General features: G+C 51.7%; 23 protein-coding genes. 20 read left to right on the forward strand and 3 right to left on the reverse strand.

Translation table 11 applies throughout. The annotated features are described in order from the left end of the window. Position 1: 1 nt before the first annotated feature. From KJB30_RS06040 to KJB30_RS06050, 3 genes are all read right to left on the reverse strand, one after another. Positions 2–553 carry a hypoxanthine-guanine phosphoribosyltransferase gene (locus KJB30_RS06040; protein ID WP_214297042.1) on the reverse strand — a complete coding sequence of 184 codons (552 nt, stop codon included), beginning with the start codon at positions 551–553 and terminating at the stop codon, positions 2–4. 23 nt (positions 554–576) lie between these two features. Then, positions 577–1,434, reverse strand: a complete 858-nt coding sequence (gene prmC, locus KJB30_RS06045; RefSeq protein ID WP_214297043.1) for a peptide chain release factor N(5)-glutamine methyltransferase — start codon at positions 1,432–1,434, stop codon at positions 577–579. Between the two features lie 124 nt (positions 1,435–1,558). Further along, a complete protein-coding gene (locus tag KJB30_RS06050; RefSeq protein WP_214297109.1) occupies positions 1,559–2,110 on the reverse strand; it encodes a peroxiredoxin in 552 nt (183 codons plus the stop codon). A 273-nt stretch (positions 2,111–2,383) separates the two neighbouring features. Here KJB30_RS06050 and KJB30_RS06055 point away from each other — a divergent pair, with 273 nt between their 5' ends. From KJB30_RS06055 to KJB30_RS06150, 20 genes are all read left to right on the forward strand, one after another. Further along, positions 2,384–2,899, forward strand: a complete 516-nt coding sequence (locus KJB30_RS06055) for a peptidylprolyl isomerase (protein WP_214297044.1) — start codon at positions 2,384–2,386, stop codon at positions 2,897–2,899. Between the two features lie 161 nt (positions 2,900–3,060). Then, positions 3,061–3,534, forward strand: a complete 474-nt coding sequence (locus tag KJB30_RS06060; protein ID WP_214297045.1) for a ferritin-like domain-containing protein — start codon at positions 3,061–3,063, stop codon at positions 3,532–3,534. A 117-nt stretch (positions 3,535–3,651) separates the two neighbouring features. Further along, positions 3,652–4,209 carry a peptide-methionine (R)-S-oxide reductase MsrB gene (msrB, locus tag KJB30_RS06065; RefSeq protein WP_246545522.1) on the forward strand — a complete coding sequence of 186 codons (558 nt, stop codon included), beginning with the start codon at positions 3,652–3,654 and terminating at the stop codon, positions 4,207–4,209. Positions 4,210–4,216: 7 nt separating this feature from the next. Further along, a complete protein-coding gene (locus KJB30_RS06070; RefSeq protein ID WP_214297046.1) occupies positions 4,217–5,725 on the forward strand; it encodes a mercuric reductase in 1,509 nt (502 codons plus the stop codon). 10 nt (positions 5,726–5,735) lie between these two features. After that, the gene (locus tag KJB30_RS06075) at positions 5,736–6,155 is read left to right on the forward strand and encodes a thioesterase family protein (RefSeq protein WP_214297047.1); all 420 of its coding nucleotides are present in this window, start codon (positions 5,736–5,738) and stop codon (positions 6,153–6,155) included. Then, positions 6,152–6,829, forward strand: a complete 678-nt coding sequence (locus KJB30_RS06080; RefSeq protein ID WP_214297048.1) for a TVP38/TMEM64 family protein — start codon at positions 6,152–6,154, stop codon at positions 6,827–6,829. The genes KJB30_RS06075 and KJB30_RS06080 overlap by 4 nt, the downstream gene beginning before the upstream one ends. Continuing rightward, positions 6,830–7,162 carry an arsenosugar biosynthesis-associated peroxidase-like protein gene (locus tag KJB30_RS06085; protein WP_214297049.1) on the forward strand — a complete coding sequence of 111 codons (333 nt, stop codon included), beginning with the start codon at positions 6,830–6,832 and terminating at the stop codon, positions 7,160–7,162. It abuts the gene before it with no gap. A 17-nt stretch (positions 7,163–7,179) separates the two neighbouring features. Further along, positions 7,180–8,118 (forward strand): arsenosugar biosynthesis radical SAM (seleno)protein ArsS, encoded by a 939-nt coding sequence (gene arsS, locus KJB30_RS06090; protein WP_214297050.1) that lies wholly within the window; start codon positions 7,180–7,182, stop codon positions 8,116–8,118. 271 nt (positions 8,119–8,389) lie between these two features. After that, complete coding sequence (locus KJB30_RS06095) at positions 8,390–10,702, forward strand: Rne/Rng family ribonuclease (RefSeq protein ID WP_246545523.1); 2,313 nt, start codon at positions 8,390–8,392, stop codon at positions 10,700–10,702. Between the two features lie 57 nt (positions 10,703–10,759). Next, positions 10,760–11,932, forward strand: a complete 1,173-nt coding sequence (locus KJB30_RS06100; protein WP_214297051.1) for an NHL repeat-containing protein — start codon at positions 10,760–10,762, stop codon at positions 11,930–11,932. Positions 11,933–12,054: 122 nt separating this feature from the next. Continuing rightward, entirely contained in the window at positions 12,055–13,530 is a 1,476-nt protein-coding gene (lysS, locus tag KJB30_RS06105) for a lysine--tRNA ligase (protein WP_214297052.1), read from the forward strand. Positions 13,531–13,614: 84 nt separating this feature from the next. Beyond that, positions 13,615–14,877 carry a lipoprotein-releasing ABC transporter permease subunit gene (locus KJB30_RS06110; protein WP_214297053.1) on the forward strand — a complete coding sequence of 421 codons (1,263 nt, stop codon included), beginning with the start codon at positions 13,615–13,617 and terminating at the stop codon, positions 14,875–14,877. Continuing rightward, positions 14,870–15,568 (forward strand): ABC transporter ATP-binding protein, encoded by a 699-nt coding sequence (locus KJB30_RS06115; protein WP_214297054.1) that lies wholly within the window; start codon positions 14,870–14,872, stop codon positions 15,566–15,568. The genes KJB30_RS06110 and KJB30_RS06115 overlap by 8 nt, the downstream gene beginning before the upstream one ends. A 30-nt stretch (positions 15,569–15,598) precedes the next feature. Next, positions 15,599–17,893, forward strand: coding sequence for an outer membrane protein assembly factor BamA (bamA, locus tag KJB30_RS06120; RefSeq protein WP_214297055.1), 2,295 nt, complete (start codon positions 15,599–15,601; stop codon positions 17,891–17,893). A 26-nt stretch (positions 17,894–17,919) separates the two neighbouring features. Then, the gene (locus KJB30_RS06125) at positions 17,920–18,435 is read left to right on the forward strand and encodes an OmpH/Skp family outer membrane protein (protein WP_214297056.1); all 516 of its coding nucleotides are present in this window, start codon (positions 17,920–17,922) and stop codon (positions 18,433–18,435) included. 8 nt (positions 18,436–18,443) lie between these two features. Next, positions 18,444–19,484 carry a UDP-3-O-(3-hydroxymyristoyl)glucosamine N-acyltransferase gene (gene lpxD, locus KJB30_RS06130; RefSeq protein ID WP_214297057.1) on the forward strand — a complete coding sequence of 347 codons (1,041 nt, stop codon included), beginning with the start codon at positions 18,444–18,446 and terminating at the stop codon, positions 19,482–19,484. Positions 19,485–19,502: 18 nt separating this feature from the next. Further along, positions 19,503–19,946 (forward strand): 3-hydroxyacyl-ACP dehydratase FabZ, encoded by a 444-nt coding sequence (gene fabZ, locus KJB30_RS06135; protein WP_214297058.1) that lies wholly within the window; start codon positions 19,503–19,505, stop codon positions 19,944–19,946. A gap of 105 nt (positions 19,947–20,051) precedes the next feature. After that, the gene (lpxA, locus tag KJB30_RS06140; protein ID WP_214297059.1) at positions 20,052–20,831 is read left to right on the forward strand and encodes an acyl-ACP--UDP-N-acetylglucosamine O-acyltransferase; all 780 of its coding nucleotides are present in this window, start codon (positions 20,052–20,054) and stop codon (positions 20,829–20,831) included. After that, positions 20,828–21,766: a Gfo/Idh/MocA family protein gene (locus KJB30_RS06145; RefSeq protein WP_214297060.1), complete on the forward strand. Its 939-nt coding sequence runs from the start codon at positions 20,828–20,830 to the stop codon at positions 21,764–21,766. The genes lpxA and KJB30_RS06145 overlap by 4 nt, the downstream gene beginning before the upstream one ends. 93 nt (positions 21,767–21,859) lie before the next feature. Beyond that, positions 21,860–22,951: a DegT/DnrJ/EryC1/StrS family aminotransferase gene (locus KJB30_RS06150; RefSeq protein WP_214297061.1), complete on the forward strand. Its 1,092-nt coding sequence runs from the start codon at positions 21,860–21,862 to the stop codon at positions 22,949–22,951. Positions 22,952–23,089: the final 138 nt, after the last annotated feature.

A 23,089-nucleotide genomic window follows, 5' to 3' on the forward strand; every position in this document is an offset into this window, starting at 1 on the left:
TCTACAGCCCCTTCACCGCGTAGATCCCCGGCGCGTTTCTCCAGTATCCCTTGTAATCCAGCCCATAGCCGAACAGGAAGCGGTCACCAATCTCAATGCCTGAAAAATCAGCTTTCATGCCCGGAGTTACCTTGCGCAGGTGCAGCTTCTCAACCAAAACAGCCATCAACACCTTGCTCGCCCCCTGCTTGTAACAATAATCAGCAATGGCGGCCAAAGTTACACCCTCATCCAGAATATCATCCAGCAGCAATACGGTCCGGCCGGCTATTTCAAGTTGCGGCCGCACAGTCCAGTTCAGGTTGGCACCGTTGATTTCATGACCGTAACGGGTTGCGTGTACATAGTCCACCTGCATTGGAAACACCAGTCTGGTCAGTAATTGACCGGCGAAAATCAATCCGCCGTTCATGATACACATTGCTATCGGGTTGGCGTCCCCCAAACTGGCAGTAATTTCCGAGGCCAGACGCTTAATGGCAGCATCAATCTCCTCTTCGCTTGCTAAAAGATCGGCATCGGATAACACCTTGTTCACTTCATCAACGGTCATGACATCTTCCTTTCAAAATAAAATCAATCGCCAATCTTCTGTGCCCCAACAACCCGCTCGATGCCTCCAGGATCAGAAACAACGAGCGTTTCTCCATAACTGTTAGTGTCTTGAAACAGCTGTTTTACATCCGGCGCCTGACCGGCACCCACCTCCACCAGCAGCCATCCGCCTGAAGCAAGACAGTCAGCTGCGGCAGGCACCAGAAGGCGGTAAATGTCCAGACCATCCTCGCCCCCATCCAGGGCGCCACGAGGGTCGCCGTTTCTCACCTCCGGCTCAAGACTGGCAATATCTGCGCTGGGAATATAGGGAGGATTGGAGAGAATCAGGTCAAAAGAGCGGCCAGTTACCGGCGCAAGCAAGGAACCATGCAGGAACTCGATGGCAACTCCGTTGAGATCGGCATTGCGTCGCGCCACTGCCAGGGCGGCCTCCGAAATGTCAATGGCTGAAACCTTTGCTGCAGGCAATTGTCTGGCAACGGCAACAGCAATGCAACCGCTGCCGGTACCGATATCCAGTACGGTTTTCGCATCGGGCACAGCAGCCAGTGCCGTTGTCACCAGAGTCTCGGTATCATGACGCGGAATAAGTACATCAGGAGAAACCTCAAATTCCAGGCCATGGAATTCCTGGGTTCCCAGAATATGCTGGAGCGGCTCACGTCGACCTCGCCGGGTGACCATTGCACGGTAGGCTGAAAGCTCCTCCTCGTTCAACGGCCGTTCAAAGTTGAGGTAAAGCCCCACCCGATCCAGTCCGGTTGCAGCGCATAGCAACCATTCGGCTTCCAGACGGGCATTATCAACCCCTTTGGATGAAAGGTACTCCCTGGTCCAGTTCAATATTTTAAGCGTTGTCCAGATCTCTGCTTTCATAATCGAAGCATGCTATATCAGAACAACAGCCGGTTCCAGCAAAAAAGAATGACCCTGCAAAGACTTAAAGTCGATAAATTAACGAACCATAAAGGTTTGGTGGAGTCGACAGGCGACTGAAGCTTCACTCTTTCATGCGGATAGTGCTGCCTCCCGGTTTCCAGTTAAGTGGGCAAAGTTCATCGGTTTGCAGCGCTTCAAGTACTCTCAGCGTTTCTTCCACACTACGACCCACTTTGTCATTATGAATCACCTGGTACTGAACAACACCCGCTGGATCAATGATGAATAATCCTCGACGGGCAGCACCACTGGCCTCATCCAATACGCCATAAGCGCGGGCCGTCTGTTTGCTGAAGTCAGATAGAAGCGGATATCCAACTTTCCCCAGCGTCCCCCCCTTGAGCCATGCCAGATGTGAGAACTTGCTGTCAACGGATACAGCCACTACTTCTGCTGAGAGTTTGGAAAACTCACCTAGTCCGGCATTAAAACCTTTAATTTCCGTGGGGCAGACAAAGGTAAAATCTCCTGGATAGAAAAACAACACCAGCCACTTGCCGCGGTAATCAGTCAGACTGATTTTCTTGAATTCCAGGCCAATGACTCCATCCAGAGCAAACTGAGGCGCTGGTGATCCAATTTCTGCCCGGGCAGGACGAGGCGGACTCTGCATAACCTGGTTTTCCCCTCGGGCATCTGGATCCTGTCCAGCGGCAAAAACACCCCCCGTTCCACAGCAGGCAGCCAACACAACAATTGCACACCAGTTAAAGATTCTCATGGCCCCCTCCCAAATAACTCTTATTATTTACCTGGATAAAACCTTACTCCAGCACCATGTGTTTGGCAACAGCTGGAAAATGATTTGAAACAATAGGATATTATGATAAAAGCATTCTGAAAATCATCTAACAAGGATCAAACAAACGATACAAGGAGGATTCAGATGTCCGAGCAGAACCCGCAGGTATTGATGGAAACATCCATGGGAAACATCACCATTGAACTTTTTAAAGAAAAAGCACCTATCACAGTCAAAAATTTTCTTACTTATGTCAAAGAAGGTTTTTACGACGGGTTGATCTTTCACCGTGTAATCAAGGATTTCATGATCCAGGGTGGCGGCATGAACGAGCAACTTGAGCAGAAAAAACCGAAGTTCGCCATCAAGAACGAGGCAACCAACGGCCTTTCCAACAAACGTGGCACTCTTGCTATGGCCCGTACTGCAATAGTCGATTCCGCCACATCGCAGTTTTTCATCAACACGGTGGACAATGCTTTCCTGGATCATCAGGGTAAACAGGCTGACCGCTTCGGCTACTGTGTATTCGGTCAGGTAACAGACGGCATGGAAGTGGTCGATCAGATACGCGCCGTAAAAACCGGCACAAAGAACGGTCATGGAGATGTTCCGGTTGAGCCTGTTTTCATCAAATCTGCACGTGTAATTGAGCAGTAAAACTTACCGGTGGACGAAGTAACCAATGCCCCGCCTTCCGTGCAGAATGCGGGGCATTTTTCGTCCTGCAGCCACGACAGTTGAAACAGAACCTGCTTTAAGCTAAACTTTATCTATAATTTAATATATTTTTCATCATCTATAACAGGAGGAACAATAACATGAATGAAAATGAGGTTTGTTACACATTCGATGCAGCCGTTGAAATGGCCATACAGATGGAAGAAGAAGGGTTCCGTAATTACCTGGCCGCTATCCGCAAGGTGACCAACAAAGGAGCGCGTGAGATTCTAAGCGAAAACGCACTTGACGAGCTGAACCACAAACATCAGCTTGAAAAGGCCCTGCTGGAAGGAAACATGGCTGGAGATGCATCGCTGGAACAGACTATTCCCACCATGCACCTCGACTACATTCTCAAAAAAGAAGAACTCGGCCCGAATTCAGGTGTACGTGAAGCAATAATCTACGCCATTCATCTGGAAAAAGGTGCCGTTGATTTTTATGGAAAAGTTGCAAATGGCTGTTCCGGTGCTCCGATGGGGAAGCTTTTTGCACAGCTCCTCAAGGAAGAAAGCCGTCACCTCCAGGCACTGGAAGATCTCTACGAAAAGCATTTCATGACCGAAAACTAGCAGATAGTGCGGGTTGTTGAGATCTCGCGACCCGCACGTTCCCTTCCTGTATAACAGCCCTTCCTTACCTGTACCGGATCATTCCTTTGATATGTAAAAACATAAGAAGGAGAAATTATGAACACTTTCATACGCCTTCTCATCCTGATGATAGTTGCCACTGCTGTTGCCTGTTCAGGCGGAAATCCGTCCTCTCCTTCCGCAGAGACCGGCGCAGCCTCAACAGCACCGGAGAAGAAGATCAAACTCTACTCCGCCACCCGGAAAGGATATGTGATGAGCAATAAGGTCTTTAAAAGCGAAGCGGAATGGCGAAAGCAGCTTACTGCGGAGCAGTTCCATGTCGCCAGGGAAAAAGGAACGGAAAGGGCCTACAGCGGGGCAACCTGGAACAACCATGAGAAAGGGATCTACCAATGTATCTGCTGCGGCAACGATCTCTACAGCTCTGAACACAAGTATGAATCGGGCACCGGCTGGCCAAGCTTCTGGCAACCGATCGCGCCAGAAAACATCGCGACCCGTCCCGACAACAGCCTTTTCTCCCATCGCACCGAAGTTGTCTGCAGTCGTTGCGATGCCCACCTGGGGCATGTCTTTGAGGATGGCCCCCGGCCTACCGGCCTGCGCTACTGTATGAACTCTGCTGCGATGAAATTCGTCAAGACTTCCTGACCAGGTGATGAATATTCTGCCAGACACAGAGGAGAACAGGCTGCTGGCTGAGAATGTGCATCCTGCGGACTGGGTCAATCCCGTACCGACAGAACGTTACAATCTTGCAGTAATCGGTGCGGGTACGGCCGGACTCGTCTGCGCAGCCGGCGCCGCCGGCCTGGGTGGCAAAATCGCCCTGATCGAACGGCACCTGATGGGAGGAGACTGCCTCAATGCCGGCTGCGTCCCCTCAAAGGGGATTATCAGGGCAGCCCGAGCAGCGCATGATGCTCGCAACAGTGCCGGCCTGGGTGTCAATAGTGATTTAAATTTTGATTTCTCCGTTGCCATGGAACGCATGCGGCGCATCCGGGCCGGCCTCAGTCACCATGATTCTGCACGGCGATTCCGAGACGAGCTGGGGGTGGATGTTTTTATCGGTGAAGCCAGGTTTTGCGGACCTGACTGCATTCAAGTCGGCGACACCAGACTTTTCTTCGCAAAAGCGGCTGTCTGCAGCGGTGCCCGGGCCGCGGCTCCCTCGATTCCGGGACTTGCCGAAGCGGGCTATCACACCAATGAGACGATCTTCTCGCTGACAGAACTGCCTCCACGGCTGGCAGTCATTGGCGCCGGACCCATTGGTTGTGAATTGGCACAGGCCTTTGCACGTTTTGGCAGCCAGGTAACGTTGCTGCAGTCAGGAGCACAGATTCTGGAGCGCGAGGACCGGGACGCAGCTGAAATACTGCATGACACCCTTCGTAAGGAAGGGATCGATCTGCGGCTCGGCGTGAGCATCAAAGAAGCACAACGCCGCGGCAGTGACCGGATTATTTATATGCAAAAGGGCACTGCTCTTCAGGAAATCGCTGTTGATGAGATACTGGTCGGCGTGGGGCGAGCTCCCAACACTGAAGGCCTGGGGCTTGAAGCGGCAGGCATCACCTATGACTCAGCCGGTATTATTGTCAATGACACCCTGCAGACCTCGAATCCCCACGTGTATGCAGCAGGCGACATCTGCTCCAAGTTCAAGTTTACCCATACCGCCGATGCCCAGGCGCGCATCCTGATCGCCAATGCGCTTTTCATGGGCAGACAGAAAACATCTGCCCTGACCATTCCCTGGTGTACCTACACGGATCCGGAAATCGCCCATGTAGGGCTTTATGCACAGAACGCACAGAAACAGGGATATGAAGTAACCACCTTAACCGTATCATTGAGCGAGGTTGACCGTGCAGTCATCGACGGAGAGTCGGAGGGATTTGCCCGGGTGCATCTGCGAAGCGGATCAGACAGAATTCTGGGTGTCACCATTGTGGCGAAACATGCCGGAGAAATGATCAGTGAATTTTCCCTGGCCATCACCAATGGCCTTGGCCTGAAGGCTATTGCGAAAACAATCCACCCCTACCCGACCCAGGCGGAAGCTCTCAAAAAACTGGGTGATGCCTACAACAGAACCCGGCTGACACCTTTCCTGAAGCGGCTGCTTACCGGGTGGCTGAAGTGGCAACGACGAAAATAAAGGAATAGCCATGAAGACAACACTCGTACCCGGATTGGAACACACCTTCAGCTTCAAGGTTTCACCTGAAAAAACCGTACCTCACGTCTACCCTGAATCTGACCTCTTCCGGGACATGCCGCACGTGTTTGCCACCGCTTTTATGGTAGGCTTCATGGAGTGGGCCTGTATGGAAGCATTGCGCCCATACCTGGATGACGACGAATGCACCCTGGGGACCATGATCAACGTCACTCATCAGGCGGCCACTCCGCCAGGCATGCAGGTGACGGCCCACGTACGATGCCTGGAGGTGGAGGGGAAGCGGACCGTGTGGGAGATTGAAGCGCGCGACGAAGTGGAGGTCATCGGCAAGGGCACCCATGAACGTTTCACAGTCAATAAAGACAAGTTCGCGGCGCGCGTTGCCACCAAAGGGCGCACGCCTTGAACCGAAAAAAGCTTCTGATCATACTCATTGCTGGGGTAGCAATAGGATTTTTTTTCTGGCTGGACCTGTCGCGTTTTCTCACGCTCCAGGAACTCAAGGCGTGGCACCAGACCCTGCTTGAGTACCGCAGGACTCACCCTCTTGCCATGGTGGCAGGTTTCATGGCGATCTATATCATCCAGACCGCCCTGTCACTGCCGGGTGCGACCATACTTTCCCTGGCTGCCGGTGCCATATTCGGAGCGATCGCCGGGACAGTCTATGCCATAGGCGCTGCCGGCATCGGTGCCACTCTGGCATTTCTGGCAACCCGCTATCTGCTGGCAGATATGGTGCAGAACAAGTTTGGGCATAAGCTGGAAAGGATCAACAGCGAACTTGAGGCACGGGGGCTGAACTATCTGCTGTTCCTGCGACTGGTGCCGCTGTTCCCCTTTTTTCTGATCAATCTGGCCGCCGGCTTGACACGCCTGCCGCTGTCAACTTTTGTGCTCGGCACAGTGCTGGGCATCATTCCCGGCGGTTTTGTTTTTGTCAACGCCGGTGCCAGTCTGGCAACGGTCACTACGACTTCAGACATCGCCTCACCACGGGTACTGGGCTCGCTGGCTCTGCTGGGATTTTTCGCCCTGTTGCCTGCGCTCTATACCAAAATAAAAGGGAGAACCACCTGAATGGAAACCTATTACAACAAGGCAGACCTGGCCAGCTTCGGTGATATCGGCAAGGATGCCCCTGAACTGGCTGGCAAGTTCTTCGATTACTATGGTGCAGTGTTCGCAGAGGGGGCCCTGACTGAACGGGAAAAGGCACTGATCGCCCTGGCTGTTGCTCACGCGGTCCAGTGCCCCTACTGCATCGACTCCTACACCACCGCCTGCCTCGAAAAGGGCTCCAATCTGGAGGAAATGACCGAAGCCTTGCATGTGGTCACCGCCATTCGCGGTGGAGCATCGCTTGTACATGGCATACAAATGCGCAAAATTGCTGAGAAACTGTCCCTCTAGATACTGCGGCTGTGCATATGAACACGTGTGATTTCAAAAAAGAACTGGAACGCCACAATCTGCAGCTCACGCGCGCGGAGACAACCGCCCTGCAGGTTAATATCGGGTTGGCCTGTGACCTCGCCTGCCGCCACTGCCACCTGGAGGCAGGACCGGCACGTACAGAAATGATGGATGAGGAGACTGTTTCAGCAGTCATTCAGTGCGCCCGTCGCCTCCCTTTCAACACAATCGACATTACCGGGGGTGCGCCTGAACTGCTGCCGTTTCTGCCGCATATGATAGAGAGCCTGGCTCCCCTCGCCCCACACCTGATCGTGCGCACAAATCTGGTGAGCCTGGCACGCCCGGAGTCGAAACTGCTGCCGGAGTTGTACCGTCACCACAAAGTCATCATCTCCGCATCCCTCCCGGCCACCAATGCATCGCAGACTGAATCCCAGCGCGGCAGTGGAGTGTGGGCCACCAGCCTGAGCATGCTGAAAGAGCTGAACCGGATCGGCTACGGCGTGGAGGGAAGCGGTCTGCAACTTGATCTTATCTCCAACCCCGCTGGAGCCTTTTTGCCGGCAGGGCAGGCCCAGACCGAGCGCCGCTACCGTCAGGATCTGCAACGGCGCCATGGCATCGTGTTCACCAATCTTTATACTTTTGCCAACGTCCCGCTGGGACGTTTCCGCGCCTGGCTGGAGCAGTCCGGCAATTTGGATAGTTATCTCAAGAAACTGAGCGGCAGCTTCAATTCCTGCACCGTGGCCGGTCTGATGTGCCGCTCACAGATCTCTGTGGACTGGAATGGTTTCCTGTATGACTGTGATTTCAATCTGGCCGCCGGACTGCATCACGGCGAGCGAAGAATACATATTTCAGAGCTGAAGCAACTGCCTGCCTGCGGCACTGCCGTTCCGGTTGGAGATCACTGCTACGCCTGCACCGCCGGCTCGGGCTTCACCTGAGGCGGCAGCATCACTGCCCAGGATGGGTAGCACAAGTATGTTTCCTGCAGAACTGCAACTCTGATCGGCAGAAGAAGAATAGATCCGACTTCTTCGCCTGTTCGACATTTTCCTTTTCCTTGCTTTCAGCAGGAAAATATATATAATTTAACATTTTCTAAAGAGACTTATTCGGCCCACCGGCCGTTTCATACAAAAACATGCGCGCCCTCAGAAATACTGCGGGGATAGCGGCACCAGAATTGTCTTAAGCGAAAGGTTCTACACCCCCATGACCACAACCACCGTTAGCAAAAAAATGCTGATCAACGTCATGCACCCCGAAGAGGCCCGAGTGGCCATCGTGCATGACGGCCGCCTGATGGAACTCAACATTGAAATCACCGGCAAGGAACAGACCAAGGGAAACATCTATAAAGGAGTAGTGCTGCGGGTTGAACCGGGGCTGCAAGCCGCCTTTGTGGATATCGGACGAGCCAAGCCGGGTTTCCTGCAGATAGGGGAATTACACCCGGATTTCTGGCAGTGGCGGGAAGACATCCCGGAAGACCAGCGTAAGCGACGTCCCCGCATCCAGGAAGTATTGCGACGCGGACAGGAACTGCTGGTGCAGGTTGAAAAAGACGAGCGTGACAACAAGGGTTCTGCACTGACGACCTATCTCTCCCTTCCGGGGCGCTACATGGTGATCATGCCGGGCAGCGACTCGAGCGGCATTTCCCGCAAAGTGGAGCAGGAAGGGGTGCGCAAGCAGCTTAAGGAAATCATGTCCGGCATGAACATTCCCGAAGGGATCGGCTATATCATCCGCACCGAGGCCGTAGGACGCACACCGGAAGAACTGCAGCGGGATCTGGACAACCTCATAAACATGTACAACGGCATCAAGCAGACCGCTGCAGAGATCAAGGGTTCCGGCGAAGTCTACCGCGACAGCGGCTTGATCATCCGCTTTATCCGCGACTATTTCTCAGATGATATCGATGAAGTGCTGGTGGACAGCAAAGAGGCCTATACTGAAGCTAAGTCTTTCTTTCGCGAGAACATGCCGAAGCGGGAAAAGCTGGTCAAGCTGCACAAGGAAAAACGGCCGATTTTCTCCCGGTTCCAGCTTGAGGAACAGATCGACCAGATCTACGAGAAGCGCGTGCCGCTTCCTTCAGGAGGCTCCCTGATTATCGAACCGACCGAAGCCCTGGTCAGTATCGATGTAAACTCCGGCAAGACCAGCGGTGAAAAAGGTGTTGAAGACACCGCTTTCAGGACCAATATGGAGGCAGCCGAAGAGGTAGCCCGCCAGCTCCGCCTGCGCGACCTGGGCGGTCTGATCGTGATTGACTTCATCGACATGCGCGACCGCAAACACAATCATGATGTTGAGAAGACCCTCAAGCAGGCCCTTAAAATGGACAAGGCCCGTGTTAACCTCGGACGCATATCCGAATTCGGCATTCTCGAGATGTCTCGCCAGCGCATTGCAAAAACACTGAACGATGCGATCCATCTGGCGTGCCCTCATTGTGAAGGACGCGGCAAGGTAAAATCAGTGGAAGCCATGGCTCTTTCATTTTTACGCAAAGTGCATGGCGCTGCAGCAAAAGGTACCGTTGCCGAAGTGCAAGGTGGTCTGCCGCTGGAAGTGGCCTATTACCTGCTCAACCGCAAGAAGCGGGAACTGATCCAGATCGAGAAGGACTACGAAATTGAAGTTACTGTAAAAGGCAAGACCTCATTCCTGCTCAACCAGCTTGAGCTCGAAGTCATCAAGCGCGAGAAACACCACCATGATGAAATTCCTTTACCTGAGCCTGTTCCTGCAAAAAGTACTGTGGCGATCCTAAAGGATGAAGCCGTGCTGGTGAGTAACGAAGAACTGCAGACCGCCCAAGATGCCACACCCGCAGAAGGCGGCAAAAAGCGCAAGCGCCGCCGCAAAAAGAAAAAACCGGCCGGCGAGACTGGTGCGGCGACCGAACAACAGGTGGAAGCGACTGTTACCGAGCCGACCACCGAAGAGGGTATCGCTCCCGAAACAGAAACACAGGAACCTGCACCGGCTGCACATGAACCCGCAACCGATGAACATCCTGAAGCTGAAGGTGCAGCCAAGCCCAAAAAGCGTAAGCGGCGGCGAAGCAGGAAACCCAAGGCACATGAAGAAGCGGCCGCAACATTGCAGGAAACATCTGCCGGAGAACAACTGGAAACTCATGTGGTTGAGCCAGCACCAGGAATCGTACCTGAACCGCATGCTGAAGCAATCCTGCCTGCAACTACCGAAAAACCGAAGCGAGCGAGAGCCCCCAGAGCAAGAAAAAAACCTATAGCAGACGCACCTGAGCAAGACTTTCTGGCTGAACCGGCCGCACTGGAATCACCTGCCACTGAAACGGTTGCAACAACACCGGAGCCTCAAGCGCCGGAAGCTCCTGCACCCCAAAAATCCCGGCGCAGGGCGCCAAAAAAGAAGACGGAGGAACCTGCTCCGGCAATAGAGCCTCCCCCAGCGGAGCCTGAAGCAGAGATAAAAAAGAAACCGGCACCCCGTCCAAGGCGCAAGAAAAAGGAAACGGAAACAACCTGAAGCACGCATCAATTTTGTCTTAATGCAGGCACACCCATAACCAGCAGGAGTCAGTCGATGAACCGCTTTTTCCAGATTTTTACCATGATGCTTTTAACGGGATGCTTTGCCGGCTGTGGAGGCTCCTCCTCAACAAACGCCACCACCAATTATGCACTTCCCATACCCCTGACGAATATTTCACTGCCCAGTCAAATGGGTGGCGCTTTCCAGAAACCGACACCGCTGCCATTAGCCACGACAACCGCGACAGTAAACACCTTCGCCGGCAGCACGATTGGTTTCACCAACAACTCCACGGCAAGACTTGCAGCCAAATTCAATCATCCGATCAGCATCACCACCAACGGAACAGATCTGTACGTTGCTGACTACAATAATAACGTGATACGTAAAATTTCCACAACAGGGGCCCCAACTCCCGATAAAGATGCCTCCACAATAGCTACTGGCTTCAATCAACCGGCCGCCATTACCATGGAATCTACCAACCTCTATATTGCCGATTCAGGCAATTTCGTGATTAAAAAAATTGATCTTGTCACCAACGCAGTTACAGTTCTCGCCGGCACTGCGGGCACAGCAGGATCATTGGATGCGGTCGGCACCGCTGCACGTTTCAACCAGATCAACGGCATCACCACCGATGGAAAATATCTTTACGTCAGCGACTCAGACGACACCATCCGCACGGTCGATATAACGAGCGGAGCCGTTACCACCCTTGCAGGAACACCTGGCAAAGCAGGCTCAGACGATGGCATACAGTCAGCTGCTCGGTTCAATCAACCGGCAAATCTGACCACTGACGGCACCTCCCTGTTTGTCGCTGACTTCAACAACGCCACTATACGCCGAATTGTTATTGCTACCGGCAAAGTTACAACTCTGGCGGGCATAACGGGTAGACATGGCATGGATGACGGACCATCCACTACAGCTACCTTCTTTCACCCAAATGGAATCACCACAGATGGCACCTATCTTTATGTGACTGACTATAACGACACGAGCTTACCCAACCCCCAATACTGGAGTGCCATCCGTAAAGTTGAAATTGCCACGGGAAAGGTCACGACCATAGCGGGTGGTATAAGTTCCACCTTTCCCAATTCTGTTGATGCATCTGGAACCAGTGCCCGTTTTACCAACCCCGTCGGCATAACTACGGACGGCCTAAGTCTGTATGTGGCGGACAGCGGAAACAACACCATCAGAAGAATCGAATAGTTTTATTTCAAAACAGATGCCCATACCGACACCCCCTTTTTTCTTGACGTACCGGAGTGTTGTCGATATTTTTATGCGTTCTTTAAACTGCATTTTCAGTTGTGAAAGGTTGAACCAATACTATGGAAGAACTCAGCGAATTGCTCCTCCAGAGGAGACGCAAGGTCGATTCTCTCTGGGAAGCAGGAATCAACCCCTATCCCAATGATTTCAAACCACTGCACACCTCCGCAGACATTATCACCGCCTACGGCAATATCCAGGAATTTGACGGTGCACAGGAAAATTTTGTGGTGTCTGGCCGAATTCTGGCTCGACGCTCCTTTGGCAAGGCAGCTTTTGTCCAGCTCCAAGACCGCAAAGGACGCTTGCAACTGTACGTAAAGAAGGAACAGATCGGCGAAGAAGCCTTTGCCGCTTTTGAATCCTTTGACATCGGAGACATTGTCGGCGCGGAGGGGTATCCATTTCGCACAAAAACCGGCGAGCTATCCCTGCATGCCCGTTCTATCCGCTTGTTGGTGAAGTCGCTGCTTCCACTTCCCGAAAAGTTTCATGGGCTGACCGATGTGGAGACCCGCTATCGGCAACGCTATGTTGATCTGATTGTAAATCCTGAGGCTCGTGAGATTTTTTTCAAGCGATCACGAATTGTCAATCTGATCCGCGCCTTCATGACCAGCCGGGATTTTCTTGAAGTCGAAACTCCCATGATGCATCAGATACCTGGTGGCGCCACGGCACGGCCATTCGTCACCCATCACAATGCACTGGACATGGAGCTTTACCTGCGCATTGCTCCTGAGTTGTACCTGAAACGTCTGGTTGTCGGTGGCATGGAGCGAGTCTTCGAAATCAATCGTAACTTCCGCAATGAAGGAATCTCTGTTCGCCATAACCCCGAATTCACAATGATGGAATTCTATCAAGCTTACGCCACCTATGAAGACCTGATGGATTTCACCGAGGAACTTTTCTGCCATGTCGCCCAGGAGGTCCTTGGTACTCTTAACTTTACCAATCAGGGCCTTGATATCAGCTTTGAACGCCCCTGGAAGCGGCTGACAGTCCGTGAAGCAATTCTGGAGTATGGGGACATTGAAGCCAGACAACTGGATGACCGTGACCTTGCTTTAGCCTACGCCCAGAGCATCGGTCTTGACCTGCCTGCTGACATTGGGCATGGTAAGCTGCTGATGGAAATTTTTGAAGAAGTCGCTGAGCACAAACTGATTCAGCCGACTTTCATCACCGCCTATCCCACCGAGGTCTCACCTCTGTCCCGTAGAAATGACAACAACCCCGACATCGTAGACCGCTTTGAGCTGATCATCGGCGGCCGTGAAATTGCCAATGCCTTCTCCGAACTTAATGACCCTATTGACCAGAAGGAGCGTTTTCTTTCGCAGGTGGCGGAAAAGGATAAAGGGGACGAAGAGGCACATTACATGGACGAAGACTATGTCCGTGCGCTGGAATATGGCATGCCTCCCACTGCCGGTGAAGGTATCGGCATTGATCGGCTAGTGATGCTGCTGACCGACTCAGCCTCCATCCGCGACGTAATCCTCTTTCCGCAATTAAGAAAGGAAAAATAGGAATCAGGGGCCAGGAACCAGGGACGAGGAACAGGCAAAAGCCTTCCGGTCCCAAGTCCCCAGTCTCCCCATTCCCGACTCCCCATGCCGTTCGAGCTCTTCATAGGCCTGCGCTATCTTAAAGCCAAGCGCAAATCAACCTTTATTTCCATTATTACCTTTATATCCACCTTGGGCGTGATGCTTGGCGTAATGGCGCTGATTGTAGTCCTGGCTGTAATGACCGGGTTTGAAGAGGATCTGAAGGAAAAGATTCTGGGGACGAATGCGCATATAGTAGTGGTTCGAAGTGGCGCCCCGATGGATGACTACCACCAGATCATGAACAAGCTCAAGGCAATGAAAGGCGTTACTGCGGCCACGCCTTTTATTTACAACCAGGTTATGCTATCGTCCGGAAAAAATGTTTCCGGAGTTGTACTGCGTGGCATTGACGTGCCTTCGGACCGCTTGGTTACAAAGTTAAGCAAGTCCGTTGTTGACGGAAACATAGATGCCCTTGATCCGAAAATCTCTGACGGTCCGAACGCAGCACCCGGCCTCCTGGTCGGTAAGGAACTGGCAAAGCACCTGAACCTTTTTGTGGGAGATAAGGTCAACGTTATCTCGCCAATGGGAAATATTACACCTCTCGGGATGATGCCGAAAATGAAGCCATTTCGAATAGCAGGCATCTTCAACACTGGCATGTTCGAATACGATTCAACTTTGGCCTATATCAGTCTGAATCAGGCACAATCCTTCTTTGATCTCGACGATTCAGTTACCGGAATCCAACTCAAAGTACAGGATGTATATAACACCGGCGAAATGGTGAGCAACATCAACCGATCCCTGGGCACTGGTTACTATGCTCGTGACTGGATGCAGATGAACCGCAACATCCTTTTTGCCTTGAAAACAGAAAAAGTGGTCATGTTCATCATTTTGACATTGATAGTGCTTGTGGCAGCTTTCGGGATTGCCTCCACCCTTTTCATGGTAGTCATGGAAAAAACTCGCGACATTGCAATCCTGAAATCCATGGGTGCCACCGGCACCAGCATCATGAAAATTTTCGTACTGGAAGGATTGATCATCGGCATCATCGGAACTGTGCTGGGTGTCGTGTCAGGATTGCTGATCGCCCTCAACCTGGAACCAATTATCAACATCATCCAGAAGATCACCGGCCAGAACTTTTTCAGCAAGGACATCTATTATCTGGATCGTTTCCCTTCGCTGGTGGTACCTTCGGACGTTGCCTTGATATCTGTTACCGCCGTGCTGATCTCTTTTCTGGCCACGCTTTATCCGGCCTGGCAAGCTTCCAGAATGCTGCCGGCCGAGGCGCTACGCTATGAGTAGCATTCTCAAGGTTCAGGATCTCAGCAAAACCTATGTGAATGGCCCTAATCGAGTGGAGGTACTGAAAAATCTCAGCCTGGACATCAAGGCAGGAACCACCACCGCGCTGGTAGGCGCTTCAGGCGCTGGCAAAAGCACATTGCTGCAACTTCTGGGTGCATTGGATCGTCCCACAGCAGGTACTGTACTTTTTGAGGAAGAGAATATCTTTGCCAAAAGTGATCGTGAGCTGGCTTTTTTTCGCAACAAACGCATCGGCTTCGTTTTTCAGTTTCACCATCTGCTGCCTGAATTCACAGCGCTGGAAAACGTAATGATGCCGGCATTAATTGCCAAAAAAACCCGCTCCGAGGCTTCTGCAACTGCGGAAGCATTGCTCAGGGATGTAGGACTGGCACACCGTCTGAACCATCGTCCCGGGGAGTTATCCGGCGGTGAACAGCAACGAGTTGCAATTGCCAGGGCATTGGTGCTGTCACCGCAACTGCTTTTAGCAGATGAACCCACTGGCAATCTCGATATGAAAACCAGTGATGAAGTCCACGGACTGTTGAGCAGTCTGCAAGACAGCCGAAACCTTACCTTAATTGTCGTTACTCATAATGAACGTCTGGCCGCTGCCATGGAGAAAACAATTCGGCTGGTTGACGGCCGATTGGAACAGCTTCAACAGACAACTGTATCTCAATAAAAAGCTTCCAGTGCAGCATACGGGGGATTCGTGCCCATAGCATTCAACAAAATTTTAGTTTCCTTGGCAGTGCCACTTGCTTTAGCCAGTACCGCGCATGCCGAAGGTGAAAAGATTTCGAACATCATTGTCAAGGGCAACCGGCGCATTGAAGCGGCAGCCATTCTGAACGCCATCAAACTGAAAAGCGGCGACACGCTCTACAGCGACAAGACTGATGAAGATGTACGTGCGATTTACAAGCTGGGGCATTTCCAGGACGTACAGGTTTCTACAGAGGAAGCCGACAAGGGAATGGTTCTTGTCTATACCGTCCTTGAGAAGCCGGTGGTGCGTGAAATCAGATTCGAAGGCAATAAGGAACTGGCAACAGACAAGCTCAAGGAAGCACTTGAATTCCGGCAGAACTCGACATTTTCTCCCAAAGACCTGAACAAGAGTGTTGCAAAGATAAAAAAACTGTATGGAGACGACGGATACTATCTGGCTGAAATCGATCCGATTGTCAGCCGACGTACTCCCACTGACATGTCGGTCACTTTCAAAATCAAGGAAGGCAAGAAAGTTCTTATCAAGGCAATTCACTTCGATGGAAATCGTGCCTTTAGCGAGCGTAAGCTGCGTGGAGCAATGGAAACCAAAGAAAAGTGGTTTCTTTCATGGTTGACCAATGCCGGCACCTATAAAGATGAGGTACTGAAGAACGATGCCATGATCATTGCCGACCAATACCTGAACAATGGCTATATCAACATCAAGGTTGGTGAGCCGGTGGTCAAATTGACCGACAGCAAGGATGCGCTGGATGTTTTTATAAGCATCACCGAGGGTGATCAATATCGGATTGGCGACATCAACTTCAAGGGTGAACTGCTTGAACCAGCCTCGGAACTGCGTAAAAAATTGAAAGCGGAGCAGGGACAGGTCTTCAGTCGAGCTACTCTGCGAACCGACATATCGACACTGACCGATGTCTATGCTGACAAGGGTTATGCTTTTGCCAATGTCAATCCTCTCACCAGGACAGAGCAGGAAAAAAAGATTATCGACCTGACATTTGATATGGAAAAAGGTGACCTTGTCTATATCGAACGCATATCAGTGGCAGGAAATCCCAAAACTCGCGACAAGGTTATCCGCCGGGAAATGCGCGTCAGCGAGGGAGAACTATTCAGCGCCACCGGCATGAAGCGAAGCAAACAAAACCTGATGAACCTGGGTTTCTTCGAAGAAGCCAACATTGCTACAGGCAGGGGAAGTGCTGCCAACAAGCTCAATGTGTCTGTTGATGTAAAAGAAAAACCAACTGGTACCTTCAGCATCGGCGGCGGATATAGCTCACTGGATGGATTCATCGGACAGGGATCGGTCCAACAGGCCAATTTCCTTGGTTTGGGGCTCAAGGCCAATATCTCCGGCTCAATTGGCGGCAAATCCCAAACCTATTCTGTAGGCCTGACTGATCCTTATTTTCTTGATACAAAATGGAACTTGGGCGCTGATGTCTATCGCTCTGAACGCGACTATCTCGACTACAGTCGCAGACTGACAGGCGGCGACATAAAAGCCGGATATCCGATTAACGACTTTGTCGGTACATTTTTCATGTACAAGTACGAAATCAAGGATATTTATAATCCTGTTGCTGCATATCAGTCATTACATGACCTGGATACCCAAAACTATCCATTGGGTACCACAACAACCAGTTCGATTTTCGGCAGCATCAGCCGCAACACAACCGATTACCGACTTGATCCGACCACAGGCATGATTAATGCTCTGTCACTTGAATATGCCGGGATTGGCGGGAACAACAAGTATGCCCGCTACATAACCGACCACACCTGGTTTCATCCTATTTACAAGAAGCTTATCTTCTCTACAAAACTAACCCTGGGGCACATTCAGGAAGTCGGCGCTACGATCCCGATCGATGAAAAATTTTACCTGGGAGGCATTTTTTCACTGCGCGGTTACAAGGCACGGACCGTTTCCCCCGTTAAGGATAACCAGCCTTCAGATATCAGAGGAAACCAGGGATCGGAGCGGGTTTACCTTGGCGGCGAAACCGAGGCATTCGGAAACACGGAAGTAACCTTCCCTCTGCTTTCTGATGTGGGTGTTAAAGGAGTGCTTTTCTTTGATTACGGAAACGCATTCAGCGGAAAGTTGCCCACCATACTTATGAGCTATGGCGCCGGCATCCGCTGGTCCTCTCCAATCGGACCATTGCGCCTTGAGTACGGATTTCCGGTTAACCCTCGTAGCGAAATAGACAGCAAAAACGGAAGGTTTGAATTTTCAATCGGCAGCATGTTCTAGAATTACAACATATAAGGAGAAGTCAAATGAAACGATTAGTTCTGGCAGTACTTGTAGCAAGTTGTATTGCAGCCGGCACCTCATTTGCGGCTGACACAAAAATCGGCTATATCGACATGCAGCGGGCAATCAACACATCGGAGTCCGGCAAGGAAGCCAAAGAACAACTGGCAACCCGTCTCAAAAAATACCAGGACGAGATCAACACCCGCCAGGAGGATCTGAAGCGACTAAAGGATGAGCTCGAGAAACAGGGTATGCTGCTTTCCGAATCGGCCCGTGCTGCCAAAGAAAAGGATTACCAACAAAAGCTTAAAGAATTTCAGCGCTTCACCAAAGATGCTCAGGACGAACTCCAGGGTAAGGACGAGGAGTTCACCCGCAAGATTCTCGAGGCAATGGAAAAAGTTATTCAGGAATATGGCAGAAAAAACGGCTACACCTTTATCTTTGTCAAAAACGAAAGTATGTTGTTTGTTGATGAGAAAGCCGATTTGACCGATGAAGTCCTGAAGCTTTTCAATGCGAACCGGAAAAAATAGGCGCACACATGACTGAACCAAGAACGCTTAAGGAATTGGCTGAATATCTTGATGGAGTAGTCCGAGGGGATGAAACCCTTCTGGTTAATGGTTTGGCTCCCCTGGAAGCGGCCGGACCCGACAAAGTCACCTTTCTGGCCAATCCCAAATATGCTGTCAAGGTCAGCACCACCGGTGCAGGAGCCGTGTTGATGGCTCCTGGAAGCGAAAGTTATGGCCGCAATGTAATTGAAGTTGCCAACCCCTATCTCGCCTTTGCCAAGCTCCTGACCCTTTTCTATGTACAAAAACCTGCACCTTTAGGAATTATGCCGGGCGCATCCATTGGCACTGATGTTTCGGTGGGTGCAGACATTACCGTTCATCCCGGAGCTGTCATTGGTAGCGGAGTGACGCTTGGCGACAGATGCATCGTCCACCCTGGCGCTGTCATCTATGCCGGGGTTACCATCGGCAGTGAAACGGTTGTCCATGCCAATGCAGTAATCCGTGAACGCTGCCGCATCGGAAAGCGCTGCGTCATTCAGCCAGGCGCAGTAATCGGCAGCGACGGGTTTGGTTATGCACCGGATGGACGCGGATACTATCCGATTCCACAAATAGGGATCGTTGTGCTGGAAGATGACGTTGAAATTGGCGCCAATACCTGCATCGATCGAGCCGCCTTGGAAACAACTCACATCAGGCGGGGAACCAAACTGGACAACCTGGTCCAGGTCGCCCATAACTGCCAGATCGGCGAAGACTGCATGATTGTTTCGCAAGTTGGCATTTCCGGCAGCACCAAAATCGGCAACCATGTCACGTTGGCAGGCCAGGTTGGTGTGGCTGGCCATCTCGCCATCGGTGACAATGTCATGGTCGGTGCTCAATCCGGTATAGCAGGATCTCTGCCTGCCAATGCCGGCTATAGCGGCACGCCAGCCATTCCGCATAAGGAATGGCTCAAATCAATGGCAGTGATTCCGAGACTGCCAGAATTTCGTAAAAGCATTACTGCACTGGAAAAGCGGATTGCCGAACTGGAATCCCAGCTGGTTCAGAAATAAAATAAAGAAAGGTTTCCCATGCAATTGGATATCAATGAAATCATGAAGATCCTGCCCCACCGCTACCCTTTTCTGATGGTGGATCGAATTGTTGAACTTGAGCCGGGGAAGCACTGTGTCGGCATCAAAAACGTATCCATAAACGAGCCGTTTTTTCAGGGGCATTTCCCCGGGCATCCGGTTATGCCAGGCGTCCTTATTGTGGAAGCCATGGCCCAGGTAGCAGGCATCATGGCGTATGTCGCCTCCGATGAAGCTACCAAAAAGAAGGTCAGCTATTTCATGTCCATCGATAACGCCAAATTCAGAAAACCTGTTTTTCCGGGTGATCAGTTGCGTATCGAGATCGAGACGACCTTCAACCGTCGAGGCATCTGGGGCGTTAACGGCAAGGCGTACGTGGGAGATGTACTGGTCACGGAAGCAGCTCTTAAAGCCACTTTTGCCGACAAAGCCACCTGAAGCAGATCTTCAGCACCACGGGCACCAAAGTAGAGAATCATTTGCTTTCACTACTGCTTGTTTTCGAAACAATATACTTTTACCGCAGTATCCCAGGGAGAACCCATGATACATCCCAGCGCAATAATCGATGAAAGCGCACACATTGCTGCTGATGTGGAAGTCGGACCTTACGCAATTATCGGCCGGCAAGTCACTATCGGTTCCGGCACAAAAATAGGTTCACATGCGGTTATCGGTGACTGGACCGAAATCGGCTCGAATAACCAGATTTATCATCACACATCTGTCGGCGCTCCTCCCCAGGACCTGAAATATCGAGGGGAAGAGACGTGGACCCGGATCGGCGACAACAACACGATCCGTGAATTTGCCACCATCCACCGCGGGACGGTCACCGGCCATCGCGAAACCATTGTCGGTAACAACAACCTGATGATGTCCTACTCCCACGTTGCTCACGACTGCGTTGTAGGTAACGGAGTGGTTATGGCCAATTCAGCAACCCTTGCCGGCCATGTCACCGTTGAAGACAACGTCATTCTGGGAGGATTGGTGGCGGTGCATCAATTTTCCACTATCGGCGCCTACTCAATGATCGGCGGCGGTACGCTGATCGGTCTCGACATACCTCCTTACATGATCGCCACCTCAGGGAAACGGGATGCAAAGCTTCGCGGCCTCAATCTGATTGGGCTCAAAAGACGAGGGTTTTCCGATGAAGCTATCAACAGCCTCAAAAAGGCCTATAAAACCTTGTTCATGGCTGGCTTGAAACTACCGGAGGCAATTGCCCGCATCCGCGGCGAAATCACCGGCTGTGCCGAGGTCGATAACCTGCTGGCATTTATTGAACGTTCCCAAAGAGGGATCTGTCGCGGATGAGCGCCCTACGCACTGCTGTCATAGGGGTCGGTTACCTGGGGAATTTTCATGCCCAGAAGTATGCCGCCATTGCGGATGTAGAACTGGTTGGGGTGGTTGACAATGACCCCAAACGCGCCGAAGAGATCGCAACCGCTCTCGGTACACGAGCCTTCAACGATCATCGTGAGCTGATAGGCAAAGTGGACGCTGTCAGCGTCGTTGTTCCCACTCAATATCACCATACCGTTGCACGGGATTTTCTTTCCGCCGGAGTGCACGTCCTGATTGAAAAGCCGATCACCGTCACCATAGCAGAGGCGGATGAACTGATTGCACTTGCAGAACAGAACAGAGCTGTATTTCAGGTGGGACATCTGGAACGCTTCAACCCCGTTCTGGTTGCACTTGATGGCGTGCTGCAGGAGCCCTTATTCATTGAATCCGTTCGCATCGCCCCCTTCAAACCACGCGGCACCGATGTGAATGTTGTACTTGACCTGATGATCCACGATATCGACATCATCCAGCACATTGTCCGATCTCCGGTAGAGCGCATCGAAGCAATTGGGGCACCGGTTTTTACCGGTGAAGAGGACATTGCCAATGCCAGGATCGTCTTTAAAAACGGTTGTGTAGCCAATGTTACCGCCAGCCGCATCAGCCTCAAAAGCGAGCGCAAGATGCGCATCTTTCAGCGCAATGCCTATATCACCCTTGACTTCCAGAACCGCAAAGTGCTGGTAGCCCAAAAGGGGGATGGTGAGATTTTCCCCGGGGTGCCCAACGTGAAGGTCGATGAACGGCAGTTGGAAGAGGCAGATGCGCTGCGCAGCGAAATTGAATCTTTCCTCATGTCAATTAGGCAAGGGACTCCTCCCCAGGTAAGCGGTCATGACGGCAGAATGGCCCTTGAAACGGCACTCAAGATTAACCGCGCCCTGGGAAGAAAGTAGAAAAACAGGTTGAGGTTGAGATTAAGGTTGAGTAAAAACCTTTGCCACACCTCAACCTCAACCTTAATCTGAACCTTAACCTGGAGGTTTTAAATGATTCCCATGGTTGACCTGAAGACCCAGTATCATAACCTGAAAGAAGAGATAGATTGCGCTGTGCTGGATGCTATTGAAAGCAGCCAGTTCATTCTCGGACCCAATGTTACAGCCTTTGAACAGGAAAGCGCCGCCTACCTTGGTGCATCCCACGCAGTTTCCTGCGCCTCCGGCACAGATGCATTGCATCTGGCCATTCTGGCGGCCGGAATTGGACCCGGGGATGAAGTAATCACCTCACCTTTTACCTTCATCGCCACAGCCGAGGCAATCTGCTATGCTGGTGCGACTCCAGTATTTGTTGACATTGACCCCGCAACATTCAACATCGATCCATCCCTAATCGAAGCGGCGATTACCCCCCGCACAAAGGCCATCATTCCGGTGCACCTCTTTGGTCAACCGGCGGACATGACTTCCATCAAGACGATTTGCGAAAACCACAAGCTACTGTTGATCGAAGATTGCGCCCAATCATTCGGTGCATCCACAGGCGAGCAACAGACCGGAACCATCGGCAGTTTGGGCTGTTTCAGTTTCTTCCCCAGCAAGAATCTGGGTTGCTACGGAGATGGCGGACTTGTTACCTGTGCCTCGGCAGAGCTTGCGGATCAGATCAAGGTACTGCGCAATCACGGCAGCCGCATTCGCTATCATCATCATATCATCGGCTACAACAGCCGCCTTGATGACATTCAGGCCGCTATTCTGCGAGTCAAGCTCAAGCGCATCGATGAATTCAATACCGGCCGCCGCCGGGTTGCGCATCTTTATTCGGAGTTGCTCAAGGATGTAGCGACCGTTCCATTTGAAGATGGCAAAGGTGTGCATGTCTATCATCAATACACGCTTCTGACCGACCGTCGTGACACGGCCATGGCACTCTTGGCTGAAAAGAAAATTGCCTCTGCTGTCTATTATCCCATTCCGCTCCACAGGCAGGAAGTCTTTGCGGCCGGCTGTTCCGGCATCAGCCTGCCTGTTGCGGAAGATGTCGCCAGCCGCTGCATGTCACTGCCCGTGTATCCAGAAATGCCTGAGGAATCAGTACGGATGGTAGCAGAGACCGTCAAAGCTGCACTGTCGTAACCCAGTATTTTTCCAAGCTGCCGACCCAGAGACACAGGAAACACAGGATGAGTGACCAGACGAACCTTACTCATTCCGAATTTCTGTGTCTCTATGCATTTAAGGTGAAAATTGCAGAATTCCATTAAAAAAAACAGA

Origin of the sequence: Pelotalea chapellei (assembly GCF_018531195.1) — a bacterium.
Lineage (GTDB): Bacteria > Desulfobacterota > Desulfuromonadia > Geobacterales > Pseudopelobacteraceae > Pelotalea > Pelotalea chapellei.